Raw genomic sequence first — 21,940 nt, 5'->3', positions numbered from 1 at the left:
CTCACTCGCCCTCGGTGAATCGGATGCGCGGATCGATCAGGATGAAGCAGATGTCGGCGATGAGGAGCGCGACGAGCGAGATGACACCGGTGACCATCACGCCGGCTTCGAGGAGGAAGATGTCCTTCTTCTCCGTCGCCGTGACGAGCAGCGCGCCGAGCCCCGGGTAGCCGAACAGCGTCTCCACCACGGCGCTGCCGCCGAGGAGCGAGCCGAGGTAGAGCCCGAGGAGCGAGACCGTCGGGATGAGCGCGTTGCGGACCACATGTCGCCTGACGACCTGGCCGGGTCGCAGCCCCTTGAGGACGGCGGTGCGGTGATACTGCGAGGTGATGGTTTCGAGCACCCCTGAACGCACCATCCGCGCGAGGATCGCGACGTAGCCGAGTGCGAGCGTCACGGCGGGGAGCGTCATCGCCCGCAGCCGCAGCAGCGGATCGACGGAGGTCGCATCGGCTCCGGCCTGGACGGGCAGCCAGGCGAGTCCGACTGCGAACACGATGAGGAGGACGACGCCGATCACGAACTCCGGGATGGCCGAGAGCGACATGAGGGCCACCGTGATGGCCCGGTCGGACTTCGTGCCCTCCCGGTACGCCTGGACGGCGCCGAGTGCGATCGCGACGGGCACGATGATGAGGAAGGCGAACAGTCCGAGGATCAGCGAGTTGCCGAGGCGGCCGAGGATGAGTTCGGATGCTGGCTGGTTGTAGATGATGCTCGTACCCCAGTCGCCGGTGAGGAACCCGCCGATCCAGTGGATGTAGCGATCGAGGATCGACCCGACGAGGCCATGGTCCACGTTCCACTGCGCCACCTGCTCCGGGGTCGCGTCCTGACCGAGCGCGTTCCGTCCCGGGTCGCCGGGCACGATCTGCAGGAGCCAGAACACGAGGACCGAGACGACGAAGAGCACGATCGGGATCTGGATGAGCCGTTGGCCGACGAGCGTCAGGATGCGTCGGTGCCGGTCCGCCAGGCGAGGCGCCTGGTCGGTCGGCGTGTGTGCGTCCAGCCCCCGCCGCGAACCCGCGGGGTCCGGTCGAGCATCGCCTGACGCCTCGGAGGAGGGCTGGCGAGCGCTCTGGCGGGGGCTGGACACACTCATCGGTTCACTCGATTCGATTCAGTCGGTCGTGGTGGTCGGTTGTGATGGTGACTGGTCGATCGATGCGGCTACTTGATCGAGATGCCGGTCAACGCGAACCCGGTCGGGAAGTCGAAGACGCCCTTGAACGTGCCCTCGATGCGCTTGTTCTGGAGCACCTCGGCCCGAGCGAACGTCGGAACGATGACCGCGAGGTCCTTCCACTCGATCCCGGCGATCTCGTTCACGTACTTCTGACGCTCAGCGTTGTCGGTCGTCGCATCGAACGCGGCCGACGCCTGTTCGAGTGTCGGGTTGCTGTAGTGGGACGCGTTCCAGGCCGCACCGGTCGTGAAGATCAGGCCGACGTACTGCGACGGCGTCCTGGCTGCCCAGTTGGTGATGGTGAGCGGCGCGTTCAGCCAGGGGGAGTCGTCGCCGTCCGCGTAGTACTGCGGGCTGGTGAGGACGCTCAGCTTGACGTCGAACCCGGGGACGGCGTTGAGCTGCTGCTGCAACACCTCGCCGTAGAGTTGGTTCGCGGTGGTGATCGTGAACGAGACGGTGCGACCGTTCAACAGCTGGGCGACCTTCGGCAGGTTCTGCTCGCGCTGTTCGAGCCCCTTGGGCTGCACGTCGTAGTTGGGGAAGTACACCGAGTCGTTCGCGACGTCCGCTGCTCCGTCGTAGACGTCCTTGACGAGCGCCTTGCGGTCGATCGCCCAGGCGAGCGCCTCACGGATGGTCGGGTCGTTGAACGGTGCGACGGACTGGTTGAGGAAGATGCCGTCGAACTTGTTGTAGCCGGAGGAGACCGTGTCGTATTTCGACACGTCCACGGCGGAGCGCACCTCGGAGGTCAGGCCGATGCGGTCGATCTCGCCGGCCTGGAAGGCGAGGAGGGTCGCCTGCGGGTCGGCGTAGATCTTGAGCTCGACGCCGTCGAGGTGGATGTCCTTCGCGTCCCAGTAGTCCTTGTTCTTGGAGTACTTGGCTCCTTGACCCGGGGTGTAGGAGTCGAGGACGAACTGGCCGGCGCCGATCGGGTGCTTCAACCAGTCACCCGGCTTGTACCCGGCGGGCAGGATGTTCACGTTCGCACCGGAGAGCAGGCGCGGGAAGTCGGAGAACGGACGGATGAGCGTGAAGTCGACCGCTGTGCCGTCCGAGTTCGGGGCGGCGTGGTCGAGGACCCCGGCGAAGCTGCTCTTGCCTGGTGAGGTGCTGTCCGGGGCGATGATCGTCTCGAACGTCGCGGCGACGTCCTTCGCCGTGACCGGGGTGCCGTCGTTGAACTTCGCGCCCTCGCGGAGCGTCACGGTCCAGGTGAGGCCGTCCGCGGAGGGCTCCCACTTCGTGCCGAGGCGCGGGAAGAGTCCACCCTTCGCGTCGACGCCGACGAGGCCGTCGGAGGCGAGGCCGGTGACGATCATCGCGTTGTAGTCGGCGACGGTCGTCGGGTCGATGTCACCGCCCGGGTCGTTGATGCCGACCTTGAAGATGGCGGGAGCGGCCGATGCGGTGCCGCCGGCGGCCGGCGCGCCGCACGCGGACAGGGCGACGGCCAGTGCGCCGACGGTGACGGCCGCCGCGATGGCGCGGAAACCGGGGATTCGGGGGAGTCGCGGCAGGCGCGGGACGCGCCGTTCGCGTGGGGCTGTGCTGCTGGTCATCGTGGTGGCTCCTTGGAGTCGGCCTGGCTTCGAGCTGTGAAGCCGGCGGGAGGTGTGGAGGCTGTTCGGGTGTTCGCCGCTGGTGCGCGCGGTGCCGGTGGTTGACCATCGAACAGTCGATCCGTCGTTTGGTCGAATGTCCCGTGACACATCGCGCAACATCGGCGTGACGGCCCCGAGGTGCGGGGGGCGCTCAGCGGCGACCGGTCCCGACGTCCACACCGTCGACCGTGATCTGCACACGCTCGGGGAAGAACGCAATACGGCCGGCGATGGGGGCGACCGGGTACTTGGGATCCGGGTACGACCAGGCGGCGTCCTCGTCGACCCCTTCGGCGTTCGGCAGGGTCCAGTAGTCGGTCGCGAATCCCTTGTACGGGCACTCGGACCAGGTGGTCGACGCCCCGAGTGCCGTGAGGTCGACATCGTTCCTCGGCAGGTAGTACCTCGTCGGCAGTCCCGTTTCGAACACGAGGACCGCGTCGGTGCTGTCCGCGATCACCCGGCCGTCGTGAGAGACGACGACGTGCCGACTGCTCGGCAGCGCATCGACGCGGTTGCACGGGTCCCGCGGGTGGGTGATGACACGCTCGTCCTCCTCGTACCAGGCGTCCAGGACGTCGTGGAACCAGTTCACGGCGATGAATCCTTCGAGCTCCGGAATGTCCCAGGTCCACGCGGCGTGCCGGATGATGCGGCCGTCGACGTGCAGGTCGTACCAGGTCCTTGCCGGGCGTCGTGGACGGTAGAAGCCGCGGTCGGCCGGCGGCGCGTCGGTCTCGACGAGCAGGTCGGTGCGCACCTGGGCGAGCGGGAAGCCGTACTCCGGAACCTTCGCCTTGGGCTCCCACACGAGGATCTGGTCGCGGCTGTCGACGATCGCGACCTCGCCGACGACGCCGCGCAGCCATCGTTCGCTCGGGCTGAACGACCAGGTCGACGGGTACTCGAAGCGTGCAACGAGGTTCGGCCCGGCCTGGGGGAGTGCGCGGGGAGGCACAGGCGTGGTCGTCCTGGCGGTGGGGTCTGTGGCGGTCATGGTGTCCAATCGGTTCCGTGCGTGTGGCGCAGGGAAGACGTGTCGTCTGCGCCGAGTGATCAGTGTGCGGTGACGGCGCTCGTGGAGGGAACTCCTGCGCCCGCCAGGAGGAAACATGCCGTCATCATCGACGGAGCCCCGCGCCGACGCCGTTAGCGTTGCCCCAATTCGACTACCGACGACCCCACGCCTGGAGGCTTCCCATGACTACAGCTCCCGACACGTTGACCGCCCAGAACCGCGTGGCGGCGCAGCGCATCCGCATCGTCCAGGCCCAGGGCACGGTCGAGGTCCACAACGGCGAACAGCTCATCGCGCGGTCCTCTGCAGCGCTCGAACTGCACGAGCGCGGGCACGACGTCCGCTACTACCTGCCGAGAGACGACGTCGATCTGACAGCGCTCCGCGCCATCGACACGACGAGCCACTGCCCGTTCAAGGGCGACGCGAGCGACTACTGGACGCTCGCAGGCGACGAGTCAGGGACGCCGGTGGCCTGGTCGTACCCCGACCCGATCGACGCATCGGCTCCGATCGCCGGTCACCTCGGTTTCTACGACACGCTCACGATCACGGCGTCGGCTCCGGCCGACGGCGCAGCGGCCGCGGCGGTGCTCGCATGAGCGCCTTCTCGATCGACCGCGTGACGGATGCTCCGCTGGAGCTCGGCGTCTTCGCGCACTTCGCGGAGGAACAGTCCGCGAAGGACGTGTACGGCGACTTCCTCGACCTCTTCGCCCACGCCGAACAACTCGGCTTCGGCTACGCCTGGCTCCGCCAGTTCCACCTGCAGGACGCCCAGGGCCGTCGCGCCGGCGGGCTGCCGTCCCCGTTCGTCTTCCTCGCAGCCCTCGCTCAGCGCACCACGACCCTCCGCCTCGGCACCGCCGCGGTCACCCTGCCGCTGGAGAGCCCGCTCCGGGTCGCTGAGGACGCGGCGGTGCTCGACATCCTGAGCGGCGGGCGCGTCGAACTCGGCATCGCGAACGGCGGCGGCATCCCCGGCCTCGCCGATGCATACGGCCAGCGGCTCTCCGACGACCTCGGCAAGCGCCGCGCCGACCACCTGCGTGCACTCGACGCGCTCATCGCAGCCCTCGACGGCGAACCCGTGAACGAGGCCGGCCAGATCCTCTCGCCCACAACGCCGGGGATCACGGACCGCATCTGGCAGGCGACGCTCAGCGACACGAGTGCCTTCGAAGCGGCAGGGCGCGGCCACGGCGTCCTCGTCGGCACGACCCAGACCATCCCGGGCGAGGTCACGACGGCGGCGTACTTCCGCGGACTGCCGGAGGGCGTCACACCCCGCGTCGCCGTCTCGACGCTCATCTACCCGGCCGTCGACCGGGAGACGGGACTGCGCGAGGCGGAGGCCGGCATCCTGAAGAAGTGGGAGTGGGGCAAGGACTTCCTGCCCGCCGCGAACACGCTCGAAGAGATCGCCGCGTCGCTCAACATCCACTACGGCACGGCCGAGCAGATCACCGAGTCGATCGCATCGCACCCGTCCTTCCAGCACACGACCCACCTCCAGGTGCAGGTGGAGCTGCTGTACGACAGCTTCGCCAGGAGGCACGACGCCCTCGAACTGTTCGTCAGCGATGTCGCGCCTGCGCTCGGCTGGGTGCCACCGGCGGAGCGCGCTGCGGTCCAGGCGGCCGAGTCCGACCTGGCCGCCGCGGACGCAGGTTTCGCAGGGGCATCGCGATGAGCGACGCCCGCGCGCCGCTCGCCCTCGGAGCCGGCATCTTCTACCCGGGAGGCGAGCACGTCACGAGCTGGCGCTCCCCGGCGGCCCAGCCCGACCGGTACCTCGACCTCGACTACTACGCGAACTTCGCGAAGACCGCGGAGGAGGGCGTCTTCGCGACCCTGTTCATCGCGGACGAACTGTACGTCTGGGACCGCTTTGCCTCCGGCATCGAGCACGGTGTCAACATCCGGCCAGAGCCTTTCACGCTCCTCGGCGCGCTCTCGCAGCTGACGTCGAAGATCGGCCTCGCGGCGACGATCTCCACCACGTACAACGAGCCGTACCACGTCGCCAGGAAGCTCGCATCGCTCGACCACCTGAGCCGCGGCCGTGCGGCCTGGAACCTCGTGACGAGCGCGAGCGACGAGGAGGCGCGCAACTTCGGTCGTGACAGCCACCTCGACCACGGTGTCAGATACCGGCGCGGCGAGGAGTTCGTCGACGTCGTGCAAGGCCTGTGGGACAGCTGGGACGACGACGCATTCCGTTACGACCGCGAATCCGGGATCTTCGCGGACCGCGACAAGCTCCACGTCCTCGACCACCACGGCGAGTTCCTGCAGGTCCGCGGCCCGCTCAACGTCCCGCGCCCGCCGCAGGGTCATCCGCCGCTGTTCCAGGCCGGAGCGTCCGAGGCCGGTCGTGCGCTCGCCGGTCGGACCGCCGAGGCCGTCTTCACGATCAGCCCGGACGACATCGACGGCGCCACGGCGCTCTACGACGACTACAAGCGCCGTGCCGTCGCCGCCGGCCGGGATGCGGAAGCCCTGCGTGTGCTGCCGGCCCTGTCGCCCATCATCGGTCGGACGAGGGCAGAGGCCGAGGACAAGCTGCGGCTCATCGAGGAACTCACGCCGGACCTGGTCTCCCTCGACCTGCTCTCGCACTATCTCGGCGAGGACATCAGCGACCGGGACATCGACGAGCGGTTCGTCTTCGACTTCGACCACGACTCGTTCAACCAGTCGAAGTCGGGGTATGCGTCGATCGCCGCCCTCGTCGAGGGCAAGGACCTCACGATCCGCGAGCTGTACCGGACGCTCCTGCGCCGACGGTTCGTCCTCGGCACGCCGGACTCCCTCGCCGACTGGATCGCCGAGCGGTACGAGCGCGGTGCGGCCGACGGCTTCATCGTGATGTTCCCCACCCTGCCGGATTCGCTCGACGACTTCGTCGCCGGCATCGTGCCCCGTCTCATCGACCGCGGTGTGTACCGCGCCGAGTACGCGGGAGACACGCTTCGCGAGAACCTGGGTCTCTCCCGACCAGTAGGAAGGTACGCATCATGAGCGGCAACGACGGGTATTACGGCAGCGGCGGCGGCAGATCCGGCGGCGGCAGCGCCGACGCCCCGTTCGAGCGGCGCCTGCTCCTCGGCGCGTTCCTCTTCCACCCTGGCGGCGGACACGTCACCGGCTGGCGGCACCCGACGGCCGATGCGGAGGGGCACCTCGACATCGACTTCTTCAAGCGGTTCGCGCAGACGGCGGAGCGCGGCGTCTTCGACACGATCTTCCTCGCCGACGGGCTGTACCTGTGGGACCGGTTCCCGTCCGGGACCGACCACTACAGCCAGGTGCGGCCCGAACCGCTCACGCTGCTGTCCGCGCTCGCGGTGCACGCGCGTCACATCGGACTCGCTGCGACGATCTCGACCACCTACAACGAGCCGTACCACGTCGCCAGGGCCCTCGCCACGCTCGACCACCTGAGCCGTGGCCGAGCGGCCTGGAACCTCGTGACCTCCCGCTACGACGAGGAGGCGCGCAACTTCGGCGGCGACAGCCACCTCGACCACTCCAGGCGCTACGAGCGCGGGGCCGAGTTCGTGGAGGTCGTCGAGGCGCTGTGGGACAGCTGGGCCGACGACGCGTTCGTCGCCGACAAGGAGAGCGGGGTGTTCGCCGACGCGGCGAAGCTGCGGACGACGAACCACCAGGGCGAGTTCTTCACGGTGCGCGGTCCGCTCAACGTCGCCAGGGGGCCGCAGGGCTACCCGGTGCAGTTCCAGGCCGGCGGTTCTCCGGCCGGGCAGGAGCTCGCCGCGGCGACGGCCGATGCCGTCTTCGCGCGGTTGCTGCCGCTCGAAGCATCGCAGCAGTTCTATGCGGGCTTGAAGGAACGGGTCGCAGCGCACGGTCGCGACCCGGAGCGATTCGCGATCCTCCCCGGCATCCGCCCCGTGGTCGCGACGACGAGGGCCGAGGCAGAGGACATCGCGGAGGAACTGCTCGCGTCGACGCCGGATGCGCTCATCCTGGAGGACGTCTCGCACTCTATCGGGCAGGACCTCACCGGTCTCACCGCGGACGACCCCTTCATCCACGCACCCGACGTCGACGTCTCGAACGAGTCCAAGTCGCCTGGCCGGATCCACGACGCGCTGCTCGGCGCCGGCCCGGTCACAGCACGGGAGATCTACGCGAAGGCGTTCCGCGAGCACACGCTCATCGGCACGGCGACCGAGATCGCCGACGAGATCGAGGAGCGGTTCACGTCCCGGGCCGCCGACGGGTTCATCGTGCAGGGGCTCACGCAGCCGGACAGCCTCGAACGGTTCGTCGACCTCGTGACGCCCGAGCTGCAGCGGCGCGGGCTGACGCGCACCGAGTACCGCGACGAGACGCTGCGGGAGCGGTTCGGTCTCGACCGCCCAGTGCGGCGCGCCTCGGCTTCGGACGCGCCTGCGGCTGTGTCTGCTCCTCCGGGAGTCGCGGATGCGGCCGCGACCGCAAGCGGAACGGCGTCCCTCCCGGCCGCCACCTCGGTGTCCGCGTGAACGACCTGCTGTTCTGGTACCCGGCGATCCACGGGACCACGGCCGTCGGCTCCGGGGACGGTTCGGCCTGGCCGTCGCCGTCCGCGGACGGTAGTCCCTCGCCCGCGCCATCCCGCTGATCCGCATCGCGGTCCGTTCGCAATTCAGGAGCGCCTCGGCGTGTCGAGCCCGCACCAGCCTCGCGGCGGCGACACGCCGAGCGTGCTCCTGAATTGCGAACGTCACGAGCGCCTCGCGATGCGGGAATCACGACGCACCACACGATGCGGCGGAGAGAGTACCGTGGTCCCCGTTCGGGGGCCACTGAGTAATTCTCACCGATGACATCGACGCCGCGCTTCACGGTATCGTGACGATGTCGTGTGCAGCGCGCGCGACGCCCCGGACGGTCGAGCCCGAAAAACGACCGGTCCTGGTGTGCTTCACGATGACGTGGACACTGTTCACTGGCGGATGCGATCATGTCGTGTCCTTGCCCAGCCCGACCGACGTCACGCGCGCTGCCGCGGCTCGACCCGTCAGGAGCATCCCATGCACGATGAGCTCGGCCAACTGGCCATGGCTGCCAACCTCGGCGCGGGCGACCTCGATGAGGCGCTGCGCATCATCGAGGACATGGAACGAGGCGCAGAGCCGCCGACGCCAGCTCGCCTGGAAGCGTTGCGCGCACAGCACCACTTCTACGCCGGCGACCTCCTCGGCGCGGCGCGGATGCTCGAAGCCGCGTGTGCGCCGACACCCACCCCGGACACGGAGGAGTGCTTCGCCTCACTCGTCGCCCTCCATGGATTGCAGGGGCGGCGCGGCGACGCCGGCAACGTCTTCCAGCGTGCGGTGCGCGCGCAGCTCACCTGTGGTTCCCGGGCGGCGCTCCCGTTCCTCGAACTCGGCGCCGGCATCCTCCTCGCCGAGCTCCTCGCCGGTCGCCCCCGCCGGGCGGGGCTCATCCTCTCCACGGGTGAGGCGATGATGCGCACAAAAGGCGTCCAGCTGACTCAGCAGCGCGACGGATCGCTCGTGTCCCTCGGCCACACCATGATCCACGTCGCCCACGGACGGTGGACGGAAGCCCGTGAACTCCTCGACGCGATCGTCCTCGACACGACGGAGTGGCGGACGAAACGCCTCGTCGACCCGGCGGACGGCAGCGCGCACATCGCCGCCTACCTCGCCCTCGTCGCGGCGGTGCAGGGCGACCAGCTCGTCGCATCGATCGCCCGCGACGACGCCCTCGCGGCGATGTCGATCGGCAACCGTTCGCTGGAAGCCCACATCCGGTACCTGTGCGCCCTCGCATCGCTGTGGGCGCGGATGGACGACGTCGCCCTCCAGGACGCACGTGAGCTGCACGCGTATGCTGCGCGCCACAACCTGCCGCTCATGGAGCTGCACGCCATCCACCTCCGTTCGCTCTGCGGTGAGCGGAGCGAGGCGCTCATCTCGCGCGCCGAGGTCCTGTCACGTCTGTGCGACGCACCGGTGGCTGACGCACTCGTCGACCAGATCGACGTCGGCCGGACGGCCGTCGGTGTCCGCGAGCTCGCGAGGCACGGCATCTGGGTGCCGCCGTTCTCGTCGACGCTCGACGATCTGAGCGTCCGTGAACGGGAGATCGCGAACCTGGCCGGTCTCGGCTTCTCCTCGGCGGACGTCGCGAAGCGCCTGTTCATCTCCAAGCGGACGGTCGAATCGCACCTGCGCAACATCTTCGCGAAGACCGGGGTCTCGAGCCGCGACGAGCTGGCGGACCTGCTGCACGACATGCGTTTCTGAGCGGTTGCTCCTGCAGCTGCTGCTTCTCCTGCGGCCTCTGCTGCGCCTGACGCCTGATCTGCGGTTGTGCAGAACTGGGGGTCGTGCGTCGACCCCCGGTTCTGGAACACTCGTCTGATGGGAGTAGATCACGCGAACACCGCCGTTGCACACGGCATCGGCGACGGTCGGACCACCACGCACGACGAGCACCCTCGGAGCACGGACGGCAGCGCCGGCGACGCGGACTACGGGGCAATCGGTGGCGGCTACATCGACTACCGGCAGCCGGATCCGCATCTCGCGGCGGCCATCCGCTCGGCGCTCGGCGACGCGAGAACGCTGCTCAACGTCGGGGCGGGGGCCGGGTCCTACGAGCCGCGCAACCTCGATGTGACGGCGGTCGAACCGAGTGCTTCGATGCGTGCGCAGCGTCCGGCGGTCCTCGTCGAGGCGATCGATGCGACGGCGGAGGACCTGCCGTTCGCGGACGGTGCGTTCGATGCGTCGATGGCCACGTTCACGGTGCACCAGTGGTCGGATCTCGCCGGCGGACTGCGCGAATTACGCCGTGTGACGACCGGCCCGGTCGTCATCCTGACGTGCGATCCTGAACTGCTCGACCGCTCGTGGATCACCGAGTACGCACCGGAGGTCATCGCGACGGAGGCCAGGCGCTACCCGGCGCCCCGCGACATCGCACGGCTGCTCGGAGGGGATGTCGAAGTTCGGTCGCTGCCCATCCCGCTCGACTGCACCGACGGGTTCAGCGAGGCGTACTTCGGACGACCTGAGGCGCTGCTGGACCCCGGTGCACGCCTGGCGAATTCAGCGTGGAGCTTCGTCGATCAGGCGGTGCAGGACCGCTTCGAACGCGACCTCCGCGCTGACCTTGCATCTGGGGCGTGGGACGCTGCCCACGGTGGGCTGCGCGCCTTGCCGGAGTTCGAGGGATCGCTGTGTCTCATCATCGGGCGGCCGGAGGAAGCAGCCACGGACGCCTCGTCCTGATGCGAAACTGAAAGTTCGAGGCATCGAACGGAGGGTTTCGATGAATCAGCCCAGTATCAGACACTCTTCAGCAAGCGCTGGATAGGCTGCCCCGGTGGCCGTGTTCCGGCCACGCAGGTGAACGAGAACTGCGTTGCCCGGGACCGTCCAGACGGTGCCTCGTCGCGCGGTTCGAGCTGATTGGATCCGTGTGCGACGACCGACCCCCTCCCAACCGTCAGGCGGCGATCAGCCCTCCCGCAGGAGCCTCCGCTCCGACGCCGGCGGGGATGACGCCCGTGCAGCAGCCCGCGCGGCCGCCCGCGAAGCCGAGATCCCGGTCGAAACCCCTCCTCGGCACGTCGCCCGCCGCTCGCGCGTCACCAAGCGGACGAGGCGCCGTCGGATCGTCTGGTGGACCGCGGGTTCCCTCGCCGTCGTCCTCATCGCGGTCATCGCCTTCGCCGCGACGACCTACTTCCGCGTCGTCGGCAACATCTCGGAGAACGTGGTCGCGCGACCTGGCTCGACAAGCACGTCGCAGGCGCCGACCATCCCCAACTGGGACGGCGCCGTCAACCTGCTCATCATGGGATCTGACACCCGAACCGGCCAGACCACCGGCGACTACGGGCAGGCGGACGAATCGGGCGCCCGCTCCGACGTCATGATGGTCCTGCACGTCTCGGCCGACCACAAGAACGCGACCCTCATCAGCATCCCGCGCGACACGATGATGGCGATCCCGCAGTGCACGAAGGCGGACGGGACGGTCGTCGACGCCCAGAGCGTCGCCCAGATCAACGGCGCGCTCGACAACGGGCCGTTCTGCTCGCTCGACGCCATCAAGGCGTTCACGGGGCTCGACATCGACCACTTCATCGTGGTGGACTTCGACGCCGTGATCGGTATGACGGATGCGATCGGCGGGGTCGACGTGTGTGTCGCCGAAGACGTCGACGACCCGTACTCCGGCTTGCAGCTGACCGCTGGCGAGCACACCATCCAGGGTGCGCAGGCGCTCGCGTTCCTGCGGACGCGGCACGGATTCGGCGACGGCAGCGACCTCGGTCGGATCTCCGCCCAGCAGACGTTCCTCTCCTCGCTCGCGCGCAAGGTGAAGAGCGCCGGGACGCTCACCAACCCGGTCGCGCTGTTCAACCTCGCCGATTCCGCGACGAAGTCCATCACCGTCGACGAGGGCCTCGGCAACCCGGCAGCGCTCGTCGGACTGGCCGGGACGCTCGCCGGGGTGGACCTCAACAGGATGGTGCTCATCCAGCTGCCCGTCGAGGACTATCTGCCGGACCCCAACCGGGTGCAGCCCATCGCGGACCAGTCTGCTGCGATCTTCGCGGCGCTCAAGGCGGATCAGCCATTGACGTTCGCGAGCGATCCGGGGACCGGCACGCCGAGCGACGCCCCGACGGACACGCCAGCGGACGGATCGACGGAGGCTCCGGCCGCTCCGCCGGTGACCTCAGTGGCCCTGCCGGACCAGGCGAAGGGCCAGACCGCCGCAGACGCCACCTGCGCCAAGTAGTCAGCCCGCCAGAACGACCAGGACTGCCAGTTCGCGGGCTCTGTCGGAGGGTCAGTCCTCGTCGGCGAGATCCGGGGCGAGCCGCACGAGGCGTGCGGTGCTGCTCTCGTCGAGTTCCGCGATGTCGTCGTGCGACTTCACGAAGTCGGAGAACGTCCGGAAGCCCAGCGCCTTCTCGCTGAACGAGGGGTCCATGCGCTTCATCTGCGTCTTGACATTGGAGGAGTGCAACCAGTCGGCGTCGTCCTTCTCATGACCAAGACGGAGCGCCCGTTCGAGGAGCCCGGTCGCGACGTCCTGCGGGTCCTCGGCCTCGAGGTCGTCGTCGAGGTCGTCGTCGAGCTGCACCGGCGACTTCGCCCGGCGCGTCGGCCGCTTCTTGGCGCCGCCGGCGCCGGCGCCCGCCGCATCGCGGTCGGTCGCAGCGTCATCCTCACCGAGGTCGATGACGGGCAGCGGCTCCGGGATGGTGCCGGACTCCGACTGCGGGCCGGCTCCCGCCTCGGCGCTGAACGTGGGGAGGATCGTCGCCTTCGCTTTGAGGTTCGGCGTCTCGGCAGCGTCCTTGCCTGCGGTGCCGCGCGGAGCGCGTCCCGTCTGCTCGGCAACGACGACGGTCGCCGGCGGGATGGGCTTGACGCCGGGGAGTGCGTCGTAGGTGGCGAACTCGTCGCACGCGGCAGCGAGCGAACGGCTCGTCGACCCGGCGACACCGATCCCCACCACGTAGCGGCCGAGTCGTTTGCAGCGCTGGGCGAGCGCGATGTAGTCGGAGTCGCCGGCGACGATGATGACGTGGGTCAGATCGGGCAGGCGGAACATGTCCTCGACCGCGTCGACCGCGAGCCGGATGTCCGCGCCGTTCTTGGCATACGCTGCCGCCGGGAAGAGCTGCACGAGGTCGACCGCGCGGCTGACGAGTTGGCCGCGGTAGTCCGCGTTGACCGGAGCCGACCAGTCGGCGTACGCGCGCGTGAGGACGAGCGTGCCGAAGGAGGACGCGAAGTCGATGATCGACCCGACATCCACGGTGGCGCGGTTGAGCTTCTCCGCGATGTCCGGATCCGCCTGCCGGTCTGCTCGGGTGAGCCCCTTCTGCTTGTCGCGCATGAACTGACTGCGGCCGTGCACCTGGTCGTACCGCGAGATCACGATGTTGTCGAAGTCGATGTAGACGGCGACGCGTGCGTCGATGGGTTCGGTCATGTCGGAGCTCTTCCCGGTTGGAGATGTGCACCCAGTCTGTCGGGTGTTCGGCATGAGCGACAATCGAACTCGCGTCTCGGGTGATTTCAGCAGGTGCAGCACGGGCCGCCATCGCCGTTGCGGTGTGCTCCGAGCGTCGGTGAGCGTACGATACGGACATGGCAGGCGACGCCGTTGTGCTCACCGTTCCCGGTCCGTCCGGGAACCGCGAGGTGCGCCTGTCCAGCCCGGATCGGGTGCTCTGGCCGGAGCTCGGCGTCACGAAACGTGCGCTCGCCGACTACCTCATCGAGGTCTCCGGGGCGTTCCTCGCCGCCAACGGCGACCGTCCCGTCTCGCTGCAACGTTTCCCGGGCGGGATCGATGGCGAACAGTTCTTCTCGAAGAACCCGCCCAAGGGGGCGCCGGACTTCGTGCGGACGGTGACGGTCGTCTATCCGAGCGGCCGCTCGCACCCACAACTGGTCCTCGACGAGCCGGCGTCGATCGTGTGGGCCGCGCAGATGAACACGGTCGTCTTCCATCCGTGGGCGTCCAGAGCCGCCGACCCCGACGACCCGGATCAGTTGCGCATCGACCTCGACCCCCAGCCGGGGACGGATTTCTCGGATGCGGTTCCGGTGGTGCACGAGTTGCGGCGGGTCCTCGACGATGCGGGGTTGGAGGCGTTTGTGAAGACGTCCGGCAACCGTGGGCTGCACGTCTTCGCACCGATCGAGCCGACGCACGAGTTCCTCGAGGTGCGGCACGCCGTCATCGCGGCGGCCAGGGAGCTTGAGCGGCGCCTGCCGGAGACGGTGACCACCAAGTGGTGGAAGGAGGAGCGCGGAGCGAAGATCTTCGTCGACTTCAATCAGGCGAACCGTGACCGCACGATGGCCGGCGCGTACAGCCCGCGTGCCCTGCCGGGGGCGTCCGTCTCCTGTCCTGTCGGGTGGGATGAACTCGACGAGGTCGATCCTGCCGCGTTCACGGTCCTCACCGTTCCGGAGCGGTTGCGCTCCGTTGGCGATCCGTGGGCCGGGATGGGGGAGCGACCCGGTCGCATCGATGCCCTCCTCGCCTGGTGGGATCACGATGCGGCGTCGGGCCTCGGCGAGCTGCCGTTCCCGCCGGACTTCCCGAAGATGCCAGGTGAGCCCCCGCGCGTCCAGCCGAGTCGGGCGCGGCACGACTGACGCCGTCGGCTGCTCGCCCTCCCGTCCGTCCCGGTCGCTGTACTTTCACGCCGGTCGCTGAGCTTGTCGAAGCGTGCTGCCCTTCGACAATCTCAGCGACCGGGGATCCGGCACCTACGCCGCTGGAACGGGCTCCTCGACGGCCGGGTCTTCCTCGGTGAAGTCCATTACCGGCGGACGCTTCTTGAATCCGCGGGTCAGGACGGCCAGGATCACGACGCCGACGACCACCCAGATCGCACCGGCGATGAGCGTTGTGCTCGTGAGGCTCGTCCACAGCCACACCGTGAGAGCGAAGCCGATGATCGGTGCGACGCCGTAGCGGATGTTCGCAGCTGTGCCTCGCTCACCCTTGTCGAAGATGTAGTGCTTGACCACGGCGAGGTTCACGAAGCTGAATGCGACGAGCGCGCCGAAGCTGATGACCGATGCCGCGACGTCGAGCGGGATGAACAGTGCGCCGAACAGCCCGACGAGTCCGACGATGACGATCGCGATCCACGGGGTGCGGAAGCGGGCGTGCAGCACCGCGAAGACGCGCTTCGGGAGCTGGCCGTCGCGTCCCATCGCGAACAGGATGCGGGCGACGCTCGCCTGAGAGGTGATCGCCGATGCGAAGGAACCGGCGATGTAGGCCGCCGTGAAGAAGGTGAACAGGGCGGCTCCGCCGATGCGGGTCATCACGTCGAGGGCCGCGGAGTCCGCGTTGCCGAAGTTCTGGAAGTCGGGGAACACGAGTCCTGCGACATACGCGGTGACGGTGAAGAGCAGACCGCCGACGAGGGTGCACAGCAGGATGGCCCGCGGGATCGACTTCCGCGGTTCCTTCGCCTCCTCGGAGAGGGTGGAGACGGCGTCGAAGCCGAGGAACGCGAGCGCCAGGACGGCTGCGCCGGCCGCGATGCTGCCGATCGACGCGTCGCCGCCGAACAACGGACCGAAGACGTCCGGCGTCTGGCCGGTGCCGCCGAGGAAGCTGATGCCGGTGGAGACGAAGACGACCAGGAAGATGAGCTGCACACCGACGAGGGCGAGGTTGATGCTCGACACGAGCATGATGCCGACGACGTTGAGGACGGTCACGAGGAGCACGGACGCCACGACGAACACCCAGATCGGGATCGCCGGGAACGAGGCGTTCAGGTAGATGCCGATCACGAGGTAGTTGAGCAGGGGGAGCGCGAGGTAGTCGAGCAGGAGCGTCCACCCGGTGAGGAAGCCGAGGTGGGACCCGAAGGTGCGCTGGGTGTAGGTGTACGCCGATCCGGCGACGGGGTAGGCGCGGACCATGCTCGCGTAGCTGTTCGCGGTGAACAGCATCACGATCGTGGTCACGACGTAGGCGCCGGCCAGGTGGCCGGAGGTGATCTCGGTCACGAGGCCGTAGGTGGTGAAGACCGCCAGGGGGAGCATGTAGGCGAGGCCGAAGAGGAGGAGGGCCGGCGTGCCGAGGCTTCTTCTGAGCCTGTTGTCGCCGCCGGTCTGGAGTGCCGCTGTCGTCATTGAGTGCGTCGATCCTTGCGTTGGAGCGCTCGGGATTCGCGTCAGGTACGCATCGGCCCCGAGCCGGGAAACCGTTTACCCATTCATACACCCAATCGTCATAGTGGTATAGGTGTGGTGTTAAATTGGCCGTAAGAGGTAACGCGGACGAAACGTCGCGGTTACACGACGAAGCAGCGGCCGGATCACATCCGCCGCTGCTGAGAGGTGTGTTCAGCCGGCGCGCCGACGTTCAGCGTCGCGCCTCAGCGCCGAGCCTCAGCGCTCCTCGTCCACCACCTCGACCTCGCCCGCGGCCACGGCGTCGCGCAGCCGGTGGAAGTCCTGCAACGACTGCCTCGCGTAGCCGAACGACCACTCCACGACCGCCCGGTCTAACACGTCCGATCGACCGAGGTACCCGGCGATGGCCGGTGCGTCCGGGCTCTGGGCGTGTCCGCGGGCGAGCAGGATCGCACATCCCTCGACATAGCTCGTGAACGACTGCGGGTCGAGGGACTCTGGGTCGATCGATCCCTTCATGTCGCGGAACTGCCGCACGTAGAAGTCGTGGTGCGGTGCACTCGTCGGCGCCGGTCCGCCAGGCGCGATGGGTCCGTCGCTCCGCAGGTAGCCGAGGAAGGGATCGGACACCGCCTGCAGGATGCGCTGGTTGCCGACGACGCGGCGCCCCTCGTGCCGCTCCGGCGTGCCGAACCCGCCCGGGCCGGCCGGGATCGCTCCGTAGCCTTCGAGGACGGACTGCTGCGCCTCCTTGATCTGCAGCACGATACCCTCCTGCTGCGGCCCGGTCAGGATGAGGAGGAAGCATCGTGTCCCGACGCTGCCGACGCCGACGACGCGCATCACGAGGTCGGTCAAGCGGAATTGCGACAGCAGCAGCGCGACGTCGGGCGACACGGTCGCGCGGTACTGCTCGAAGAGCGCTTCGACGTCGGTCTCGCCTGATTCGGGGAGGTGGGTGAGGACGGGCGGCTGCTCGACGATGAGCCGGGTGCCGTCGGCCGCGCGGGTGGTGACCTTCTCGAGGAAGGCGCTCGACGTCCGTTTCATCGCCTGCTTGCGGGCCTTGGCGAGGATCTTGCGGCCCTCGGCGTTGAGCTGGTTCCGCACCGTTTCGACGTCGGCGATGGCGTAGTACCGCTTCAGGACATCGGCCCGGGACAGCGCCGCCATCGTTTCGCGGTACACCCGAGCGGTGCCGAGCGCTGCCGCACGGATGTCGGTCTCCGAGTATCCGGACTGCTGTCCGCTGATCACAACGCTGCCGATCAGCCGTTTGAGGTCCCATTCCCACGGTGCGGGCGCCGCCTCGTCGAAGTCGTTGAGGTCGAAGACGAGGGTCCGTTGTGGGGAGGCGAAGAAGCCGAAGTTGCTGATGTGTGCGTCGCCGCAGGCGATGACCTCGATGTCGGTCGACGCGTTCCTGGCGAGGTCGGCTGCCATGATGCCGGCGGTGCCTCGGTAGAAGGTGAACGGGCTCTGCAGCATGCGACCCATCCGCAGCGGGACGAGCGACTGGACCCTGGTGTTGTTCTGTTCCGTGAGGATCGCGAGCGGGTCGCGGTCGCCCATCCGGTAGTCGGCGTGAGCCGACCTGGGCACCTGCGACCGTTCGACACGGCCGGCCTCGACGACCTCAGCGTGCGAGCGAGTTGGCGCGTGGAGTTCCTGCAATCGGTTCAGGTGTGTCGACATGGTCTCATTCTGCTGGTCCGGCGCCGTGTTCGACCGCTATGTTCGGTGGACACGCCAGCTGGAGGCATCGATGAAGTTGCAGAACGGTACTCGGCGCACCGTGCTCGTCGCGGGCGGCTCGACGGGCATCGGTCGTGCCGTCGCACGTCGGCTCGTGGCGGCGGGGCACACGGTCGTCATCACCGGACGGCGGCGGGAGCTGTTGGACGAGGTCGTGGCCGAGTCGTCGGGAGGTGGGGGTGCCGGCCGATGCGTCGCCTATGACGGCGACGCCGCTGACGCGGAGGGCACAGCCGCTCTCGTTGCGCGGGTCGTCGCCGAGGTCGGGCCGATCGACGTCGCGTTGCTCAACATCGGCGCCGGTCCCGTCGCGAATCTCCGGCGGGCGAGTGCAGTAGAGATCACCGATGCGATGCAGCTCAACTACTCGACGACCGTCAACTTCCTCGTGCCGCTCATCGCCCACCTGCGCGGACGCGGTTCGAGTGCGGGTCGCGAGCACGCCGTCATCGTGCACACCAACTCGCTCGCCGGTTTCCTCGCGATGCCGATGCAGGGACCGTACTCCGCGGCGAAGGCCGCCGCTCGGGTGCTGATCGACACCGCGAGGATCGAGTTGCGCGGCTCGGGGATCCGGTTCCTCTCGGTCTATCCGGGATTCATCGCGACCAAGCGCCGCGCGGACGACGGAGTTCCTGCCCCGTTCGAGATCTCCGAGGACCGGGCTGCAGCGCACATCATCCGTGCGATCGAGTCACGCAGCAGTGACGTCCTGTTCCCCTGGCAGACGGCGGCGCTGGTGCGGACCCTCCGCGCCCTGCCGAAGCCGGTCGCAGGCGGCATCCTCCGCAGGATCGCGCCGACTGACTACTAGCTTCGCACGCGCTGCGCTCCGTCGACCCGAGGTGACGGACGTCTTCCGTCAGCTGGTGGATCAGTGACCTGACGTGGCCACACGAGTCGCCGTCGCCTCAGCAACAGCCGCCGCCGCGATCGTGTACGCGGCGCGGATCTCCGGCCGGTGGTCCGGCGCCGGTCGCCCGACGACCTCCAGCTCCCAGTCAGGCCGGACACCGGTCAGCGCCCAGGCGGCTTGCACGGCGCCACCATCGGCGACGTACTCGCCCGGCTTCGGGATCACGACCTCGGTGTCGAAGACCTGGGCCGCGATCTGCTGCACGGCCGGGTTCTGCGCCGCCCCGCCGACGAACAGCAAGCGCTTGTCGGCCACTCCCACCGCACGAACGGCGTCGAGGCCGGCCGCCAAGCCGCACAACATGCCCTCGATGGCGGCCCTCGCGAAGTTCGCGCGGGTGCTCGACGCGATCGTCAGGCCGGTGATGCTCGCGGTCGCGTCCGGCAGATTGGGGGTTCGTTCTCCCTCGAAGTAGGGCACGAGCACGACCCCGCCGGCACCGGGCTCTGCTTCGAGCGCGAGGCGTGCGAACTCGGCGTGGTCGACGTCGAGCACTTCGGCGATCGATCCGAGGACGCGTGCTGCGTTGAGCGTCGCGACCAACGGCAGGAAGGCGCCGCTCGCATCGGCGAACCCCGCAACGGTTCCCGTGACATCGCTCACCCGCTCCGGGGTGACCGCGAACACGGTGCCGCTCGTGCCGATCGACACAACGACATCGCCCTCACGGGCTCCCAGGCCGAGCGCCGCGCCCGCATTGTCACCGGCGCCGACACCGACGACGAGTCCGGCCGGCACAACGGCACCGGACGGCGTGTTCACCTGAACGGTGACGCCGGCGCGGTCGCCGGGGCCGAGGACACGGGGGAGTACGGCGTCGTGACCGAGCGCAGCGGTGAACAGACTCCGGTCGTAGTCGCCGGTCGACGGGTCCCAGTAGCCGGTGCCGCTCGCATCGGATCTATCCGTCGTCAGCGCGTCGAGGACCGGGCCGAGCGGACTCGCGTCGTCGCCGGCCGGACCGTACCCGAGCAGACGCCAGGTCAGCCAGTCGTGCGGGAGGGCGACGGCCGCGACGCGCGCGGCGTGCTCCGGTTCCGCATCGCGCAGCCAGCGCACCTTCGTCGACGTGAACGATGCGACGGGCAGGGATCCGGTCCGTCGTGCGAGCTCGTCGGCACCGAACTCCGCGATGAGGTCCAGGGCGGCCTGCGCCGAACGGGTGTCGTTCCAGAGGAGCGCGTCTCGGACGACCCGGCCGTCGGCGTCGAGCGCGACGAGACCGTGCTGCTGCCCGGCGACCGAGATCGCCGCGACGTCGTCGAGTCCGCCGGCGTCGAGGATCGCCTCCTGCAACGCGTCCCACCATGCGGATGGAGCGACCTCCGTCCCGTTCGGGTGCGATGCACGCCCCTCACGGACGAGTGCACCGCTCTGGGCGTCGCGGATGACGATCTTGCAACTCTGTGTCGATGAATCGACGCCGGCGACGAGGGTCACGGTGCTCCTGTTTCTGATGCGGGATCTGGGGTGGTGCGTTGGCATGGATCTCGGTGAACGATCGGTGGCGCCGCGGGTGCTCCCGCGACGCCACCGGGGGCAGGCTCGGACTAGCCGCGCGCGCCCATGAGGTGCTCGATGGTCAACTGCTGCAAGCGTACGAAACCGTAGCCGTTGCCGCCGAAGTGCGCGTCCGCGTCGTAGTCCTCGTAGGAGCTGCGGTCCGCGAGGAACTCGTCGTAGCCCTCACCCGGGTTGAGCGTGGGCTGAGCCAGCTCTGCGACGCGGGCGGCGAGGAGTGCCTCCTGCACCTCAGGGTCGGCGCGGAAGGCCTCGGTGCGCTCCTTGAGGAGCAGGTACATGCGCATGTTCGCCTTGACCGACTCCCACACGCCCGTGATGTCCTCGGTGCGCGAGGGCTTGTAGTCGAAGTGACGGGGGCCGGTGTAGGCGGGGCCGCCACCGGGGCCGCCGTGCTCGAGGAGGTCGACGAGCGAGAACGCGTTCTGCACATCGCCATGACCGAACACGAGGTCCTGGTCGTACTTGATGCCGCGCTGACCGTTCAGGTCGATGTGGAACAGCTTGCCCTGGTACAGCGCCTGTGCGATGCCGGCGGTGTAGTTGAGGCCGGCCATCTGCTCGTGCCCGACCTCCGGGTTCACACCGAAGAGCTCCGGCCTCTCGAGCGTGGAGATGAACGCGAGCGCGTGGCCGAGCGTGGGCAGCAGGATGTCTCCGCGGGGCTCGTTCGGCTTCGGCTCGATCGCGAACTTGATGCCGTAGCCCTTGTCCTCCGTGTACTGCGCGAGCAGGTCGACGGCTTCGCGGTAGCGCTCCAGTGCGCTCTGCACGTCCTTCGCGGTGTCGTACTCCGCGCCTTCCCGGCCGCCCCACATCACGAACGTCTTCGCACCGAGCTCGGCTGCGAGGTCCACGTTGCGCATCACCTTGCGGAGCGCGAAGCGGCGGACGCCGCGGTCGTTCGACGTGAAGCCGCCGTCCTTGAACACCGGCGCGCTGAACAGGTTGGTGGTGACCATCGGCACAACGATGCCGGTGTCGGCGAGGGCCTGCTTCATCCGGTCGATCTGCTTCTGACGCTCTGCATCGGTCGAGCCGAAGGCGAAGAGGTCGTCGTCGTGGAAGGTCAGACCGTACGCGCCGAGCTCAGACAGCTTGTTGATGCCCTCGACGACGTCGACGGCCGGTCTGGTCGCCGGACCGAACGGGTCGGTTCCGTTGTACCCGAAGGTCCAGAGGCCGAAAGAGAACCGGTCGGCGCGAGTGGGAGTGATCGTCATGAGTGGTCTTTCTGTT

Annotated in this window: 17 protein-coding genes; 9 read left to right on the top strand and 8 right to left on the bottom strand. The window is 68.6% G+C overall.

Features of this window, described 5'->3' with window-relative positions:
* Position 1: 1 nt before the first annotated feature.
* The 3 genes from ACL9RL_RS10645 to ACL9RL_RS10635 all read right to left on the bottom strand — a co-directional run bounded on the left by ACL9RL_RS10645 (position 2) and on the right by ACL9RL_RS10635 (position 3,799).
* Positions 2–1,108: an ABC transporter permease gene (locus ACL9RL_RS10645; protein WP_422780226.1), complete on the bottom strand. Its 1,107-nt coding sequence runs from the start codon at positions 1,106–1,108 to the stop codon at positions 2–4.
* A gap of 68 nt (positions 1,109–1,176) precedes the next feature.
* The gene (locus tag ACL9RL_RS10640; protein WP_422780225.1) at positions 1,177–2,760 is read right to left on the bottom strand and encodes an ABC transporter substrate-binding protein; all 1,584 of its coding nucleotides are present in this window, start codon (positions 2,758–2,760) and stop codon (positions 1,177–1,179) included.
* Positions 2,761–2,953: 193 nt separating this feature from the next.
* Positions 2,954–3,799 carry a DUF427 domain-containing protein gene (locus ACL9RL_RS10635; protein ID WP_422780224.1) on the bottom strand — a complete coding sequence of 282 codons (846 nt, stop codon included), beginning with the start codon at positions 3,797–3,799 and terminating at the stop codon, positions 2,954–2,956.
* Positions 3,800–4,002: 203 nt separating this feature from the next.
* Here ACL9RL_RS10635 and ACL9RL_RS10630 point away from each other — a divergent pair, with 203 nt between their 5' ends.
* The 7 genes from ACL9RL_RS10630 (at position 4,003) to ACL9RL_RS10600 (ending at position 12,619) form a co-directional block, all read left to right on the top strand.
* Positions 4,003–4,422, top strand: a complete 420-nt coding sequence (locus ACL9RL_RS10630) for a DUF427 domain-containing protein (protein ID WP_422780223.1) — start codon at positions 4,003–4,005, stop codon at positions 4,420–4,422.
* The gene (locus ACL9RL_RS10625) at positions 4,419–5,513 is read left to right on the top strand and encodes an LLM class flavin-dependent oxidoreductase (RefSeq protein ID WP_422780222.1); all 1,095 of its coding nucleotides are present in this window, start codon (positions 4,419–4,421) and stop codon (positions 5,511–5,513) included. The genes ACL9RL_RS10630 and ACL9RL_RS10625 overlap by 4 nt, the downstream gene beginning before the upstream one ends.
* Positions 5,510–6,844, top strand: coding sequence for an LLM class flavin-dependent oxidoreductase (locus ACL9RL_RS10620; protein WP_422780221.1), 1,335 nt, complete (start codon positions 5,510–5,512; stop codon positions 6,842–6,844). The genes ACL9RL_RS10625 and ACL9RL_RS10620 overlap by 4 nt, the downstream gene beginning before the upstream one ends.
* On the top strand, positions 6,841–8,334 hold the full coding sequence (locus tag ACL9RL_RS10615; protein ID WP_422780220.1) for an NtaA/DmoA family FMN-dependent monooxygenase: 1,494 nt from the start codon (positions 6,841–6,843) through the stop codon (positions 8,332–8,334). The genes ACL9RL_RS10620 and ACL9RL_RS10615 overlap by 4 nt, the downstream gene beginning before the upstream one ends.
* A 531-nt stretch (positions 8,335–8,865) precedes the next feature.
* A complete protein-coding gene (locus ACL9RL_RS10610) occupies positions 8,866–10,107 on the top strand; it encodes a helix-turn-helix transcriptional regulator (RefSeq protein ID WP_422780219.1) in 1,242 nt (413 codons plus the stop codon).
* 117 nt (positions 10,108–10,224) lie between these two features.
* The gene (locus ACL9RL_RS10605) at positions 10,225–11,097 is read left to right on the top strand and encodes a class I SAM-dependent methyltransferase (protein WP_422780218.1); all 873 of its coding nucleotides are present in this window, start codon (positions 10,225–10,227) and stop codon (positions 11,095–11,097) included.
* A 190-nt stretch (positions 11,098–11,287) separates the two neighbouring features.
* Positions 11,288–12,619, top strand: coding sequence for an LCP family protein (locus ACL9RL_RS10600; protein ID WP_422780217.1), 1,332 nt, complete (start codon positions 11,288–11,290; stop codon positions 12,617–12,619).
* A gap of 51 nt (positions 12,620–12,670) precedes the next feature.
* Here ACL9RL_RS10600 and ACL9RL_RS10595 read toward each other — a convergent pair whose 3' ends face one another.
* Complete coding sequence (locus ACL9RL_RS10595) at positions 12,671–13,825, bottom strand: NYN domain-containing protein (protein ID WP_422780216.1); 1,155 nt, start codon at positions 13,823–13,825, stop codon at positions 12,671–12,673.
* Between the two features lie 158 nt (positions 13,826–13,983).
* Between ACL9RL_RS10595 and ligD the strand changes: the two genes are divergently transcribed.
* Positions 13,984–15,003, top strand: a complete 1,020-nt coding sequence (gene ligD / locus ACL9RL_RS10590; protein WP_422780215.1) for a non-homologous end-joining DNA ligase — start codon at positions 13,984–13,986, stop codon at positions 15,001–15,003.
* 114 nt (positions 15,004–15,117) lie between these two features.
* On the opposite strand, the gene ACL9RL_RS10585 is transcribed toward ligD, so the two are convergent.
* Complete coding sequence (locus ACL9RL_RS10585; protein WP_422780214.1) at positions 15,118–16,506, bottom strand: APC family permease; 1,389 nt, start codon at positions 16,504–16,506, stop codon at positions 15,118–15,120.
* A gap of 258 nt (positions 16,507–16,764) precedes the next feature.
* Positions 16,765–18,204 carry a DUF2252 domain-containing protein gene (locus ACL9RL_RS10580; protein ID WP_422780213.1) on the bottom strand — a complete coding sequence of 480 codons (1,440 nt, stop codon included), beginning with the start codon at positions 18,202–18,204 and terminating at the stop codon, positions 16,765–16,767.
* Positions 18,205–18,274: 70 nt separating this feature from the next.
* On the opposite strand from ACL9RL_RS10580, the gene ACL9RL_RS10575 reads away from it, so the two are divergent.
* Positions 18,275–19,078, top strand: a complete 804-nt coding sequence (locus ACL9RL_RS10575; protein ID WP_422780212.1) for an SDR family NAD(P)-dependent oxidoreductase — start codon at positions 18,275–18,277, stop codon at positions 19,076–19,078.
* 60 nt (positions 19,079–19,138) lie between these two features.
* Here ACL9RL_RS10575 and xylB read toward each other — a convergent pair whose 3' ends face one another.
* Positions 19,139–20,620: a xylulokinase gene (gene xylB / locus ACL9RL_RS10570; RefSeq protein WP_422780211.1), complete on the bottom strand. Its 1,482-nt coding sequence runs from the start codon at positions 20,618–20,620 to the stop codon at positions 19,139–19,141.
* A gap of 110 nt (positions 20,621–20,730) precedes the next feature.
* Positions 20,731–21,924 (bottom strand): xylose isomerase, encoded by a 1,194-nt coding sequence (gene xylA, locus ACL9RL_RS10565; RefSeq protein WP_422780210.1) that lies wholly within the window; start codon positions 21,922–21,924, stop codon positions 20,731–20,733.
* Positions 21,925–21,940 lie beyond the last annotated feature (16 nt).

Origin of the sequence: Plantibacter sp. Mn2098 (assembly GCF_049319745.1) — a bacterium.
Classification (GTDB): domain Bacteria; phylum Actinomycetota; class Actinomycetes; order Actinomycetales; family Microbacteriaceae; genus Plantibacter.
The sequence above is the reverse complement of the archived record's forward strand: the minus strand, read 5'-3'. Positions and strand labels throughout refer to the sequence as shown.

Coding starts and splice junctions, on each gene's coding strand:
- ACL9RL_RS10595 (WP_422780216.1), bottom strand. CDS start 13,825: ATGACCGAACCCATCGACGCACGCGTCGCCGTCTACATCGACTTCGAC.
- ACL9RL_RS10610 (WP_422780219.1), top strand. CDS start 8,866: ATGCACGATGAGCTCGGCCAACTGGCCATGGCTGCCAACCTCGGCGCG.
- ACL9RL_RS10605 (WP_422780218.1), top strand. CDS start 10,225: ATGGGAGTAGATCACGCGAACACCGCCGTTGCACACGGCATCGGCGAC.
- ACL9RL_RS10635 (WP_422780224.1), bottom strand. CDS start 3,799: ATGACCGCCACAGACCCCACCGCCAGGACGACCACGCCTGTGCCTCCC.
- ligD (WP_422780215.1), top strand. CDS start 13,984: ATGGCAGGCGACGCCGTTGTGCTCACCGTTCCCGGTCCGTCCGGGAAC.
- ACL9RL_RS10630 (WP_422780223.1), top strand. CDS start 4,003: ATGACTACAGCTCCCGACACGTTGACCGCCCAGAACCGCGTGGCGGCG.
- ACL9RL_RS10640 (WP_422780225.1), bottom strand. CDS start 2,760: ATGACCAGCAGCACAGCCCCACGCGAACGGCGCGTCCCGCGCCTGCCG.
- ACL9RL_RS10645 (WP_422780226.1), bottom strand. CDS start 1,108: ATGAGTGTGTCCAGCCCCCGCCAGAGCGCTCGCCAGCCCTCCTCCGAG.
- ACL9RL_RS10580 (WP_422780213.1), bottom strand. CDS start 18,204: ATGTCGACACACCTGAACCGATTGCAGGAACTCCACGCGCCAACTCGC.
- ACL9RL_RS10585 (WP_422780214.1), bottom strand. CDS start 16,506: ATGACGACAGCGGCACTCCAGACCGGCGGCGACAACAGGCTCAGAAGA.
- ACL9RL_RS10620 (WP_422780221.1), top strand. CDS start 5,510: ATGAGCGACGCCCGCGCGCCGCTCGCCCTCGGAGCCGGCATCTTCTAC.
- ACL9RL_RS10625 (WP_422780222.1), top strand. CDS start 4,419: ATGAGCGCCTTCTCGATCGACCGCGTGACGGATGCTCCGCTGGAGCTC.
- ACL9RL_RS10575 (WP_422780212.1), top strand. CDS start 18,275: ATGAAGTTGCAGAACGGTACTCGGCGCACCGTGCTCGTCGCGGGCGGC.
- xylA (WP_422780210.1), bottom strand. CDS start 21,924: ATGACGATCACTCCCACTCGCGCCGACCGGTTCTCTTTCGGCCTCTGG.
- ACL9RL_RS10615 (WP_422780220.1), top strand. CDS start 6,841: ATGAGCGGCAACGACGGGTATTACGGCAGCGGCGGCGGCAGATCCGGC.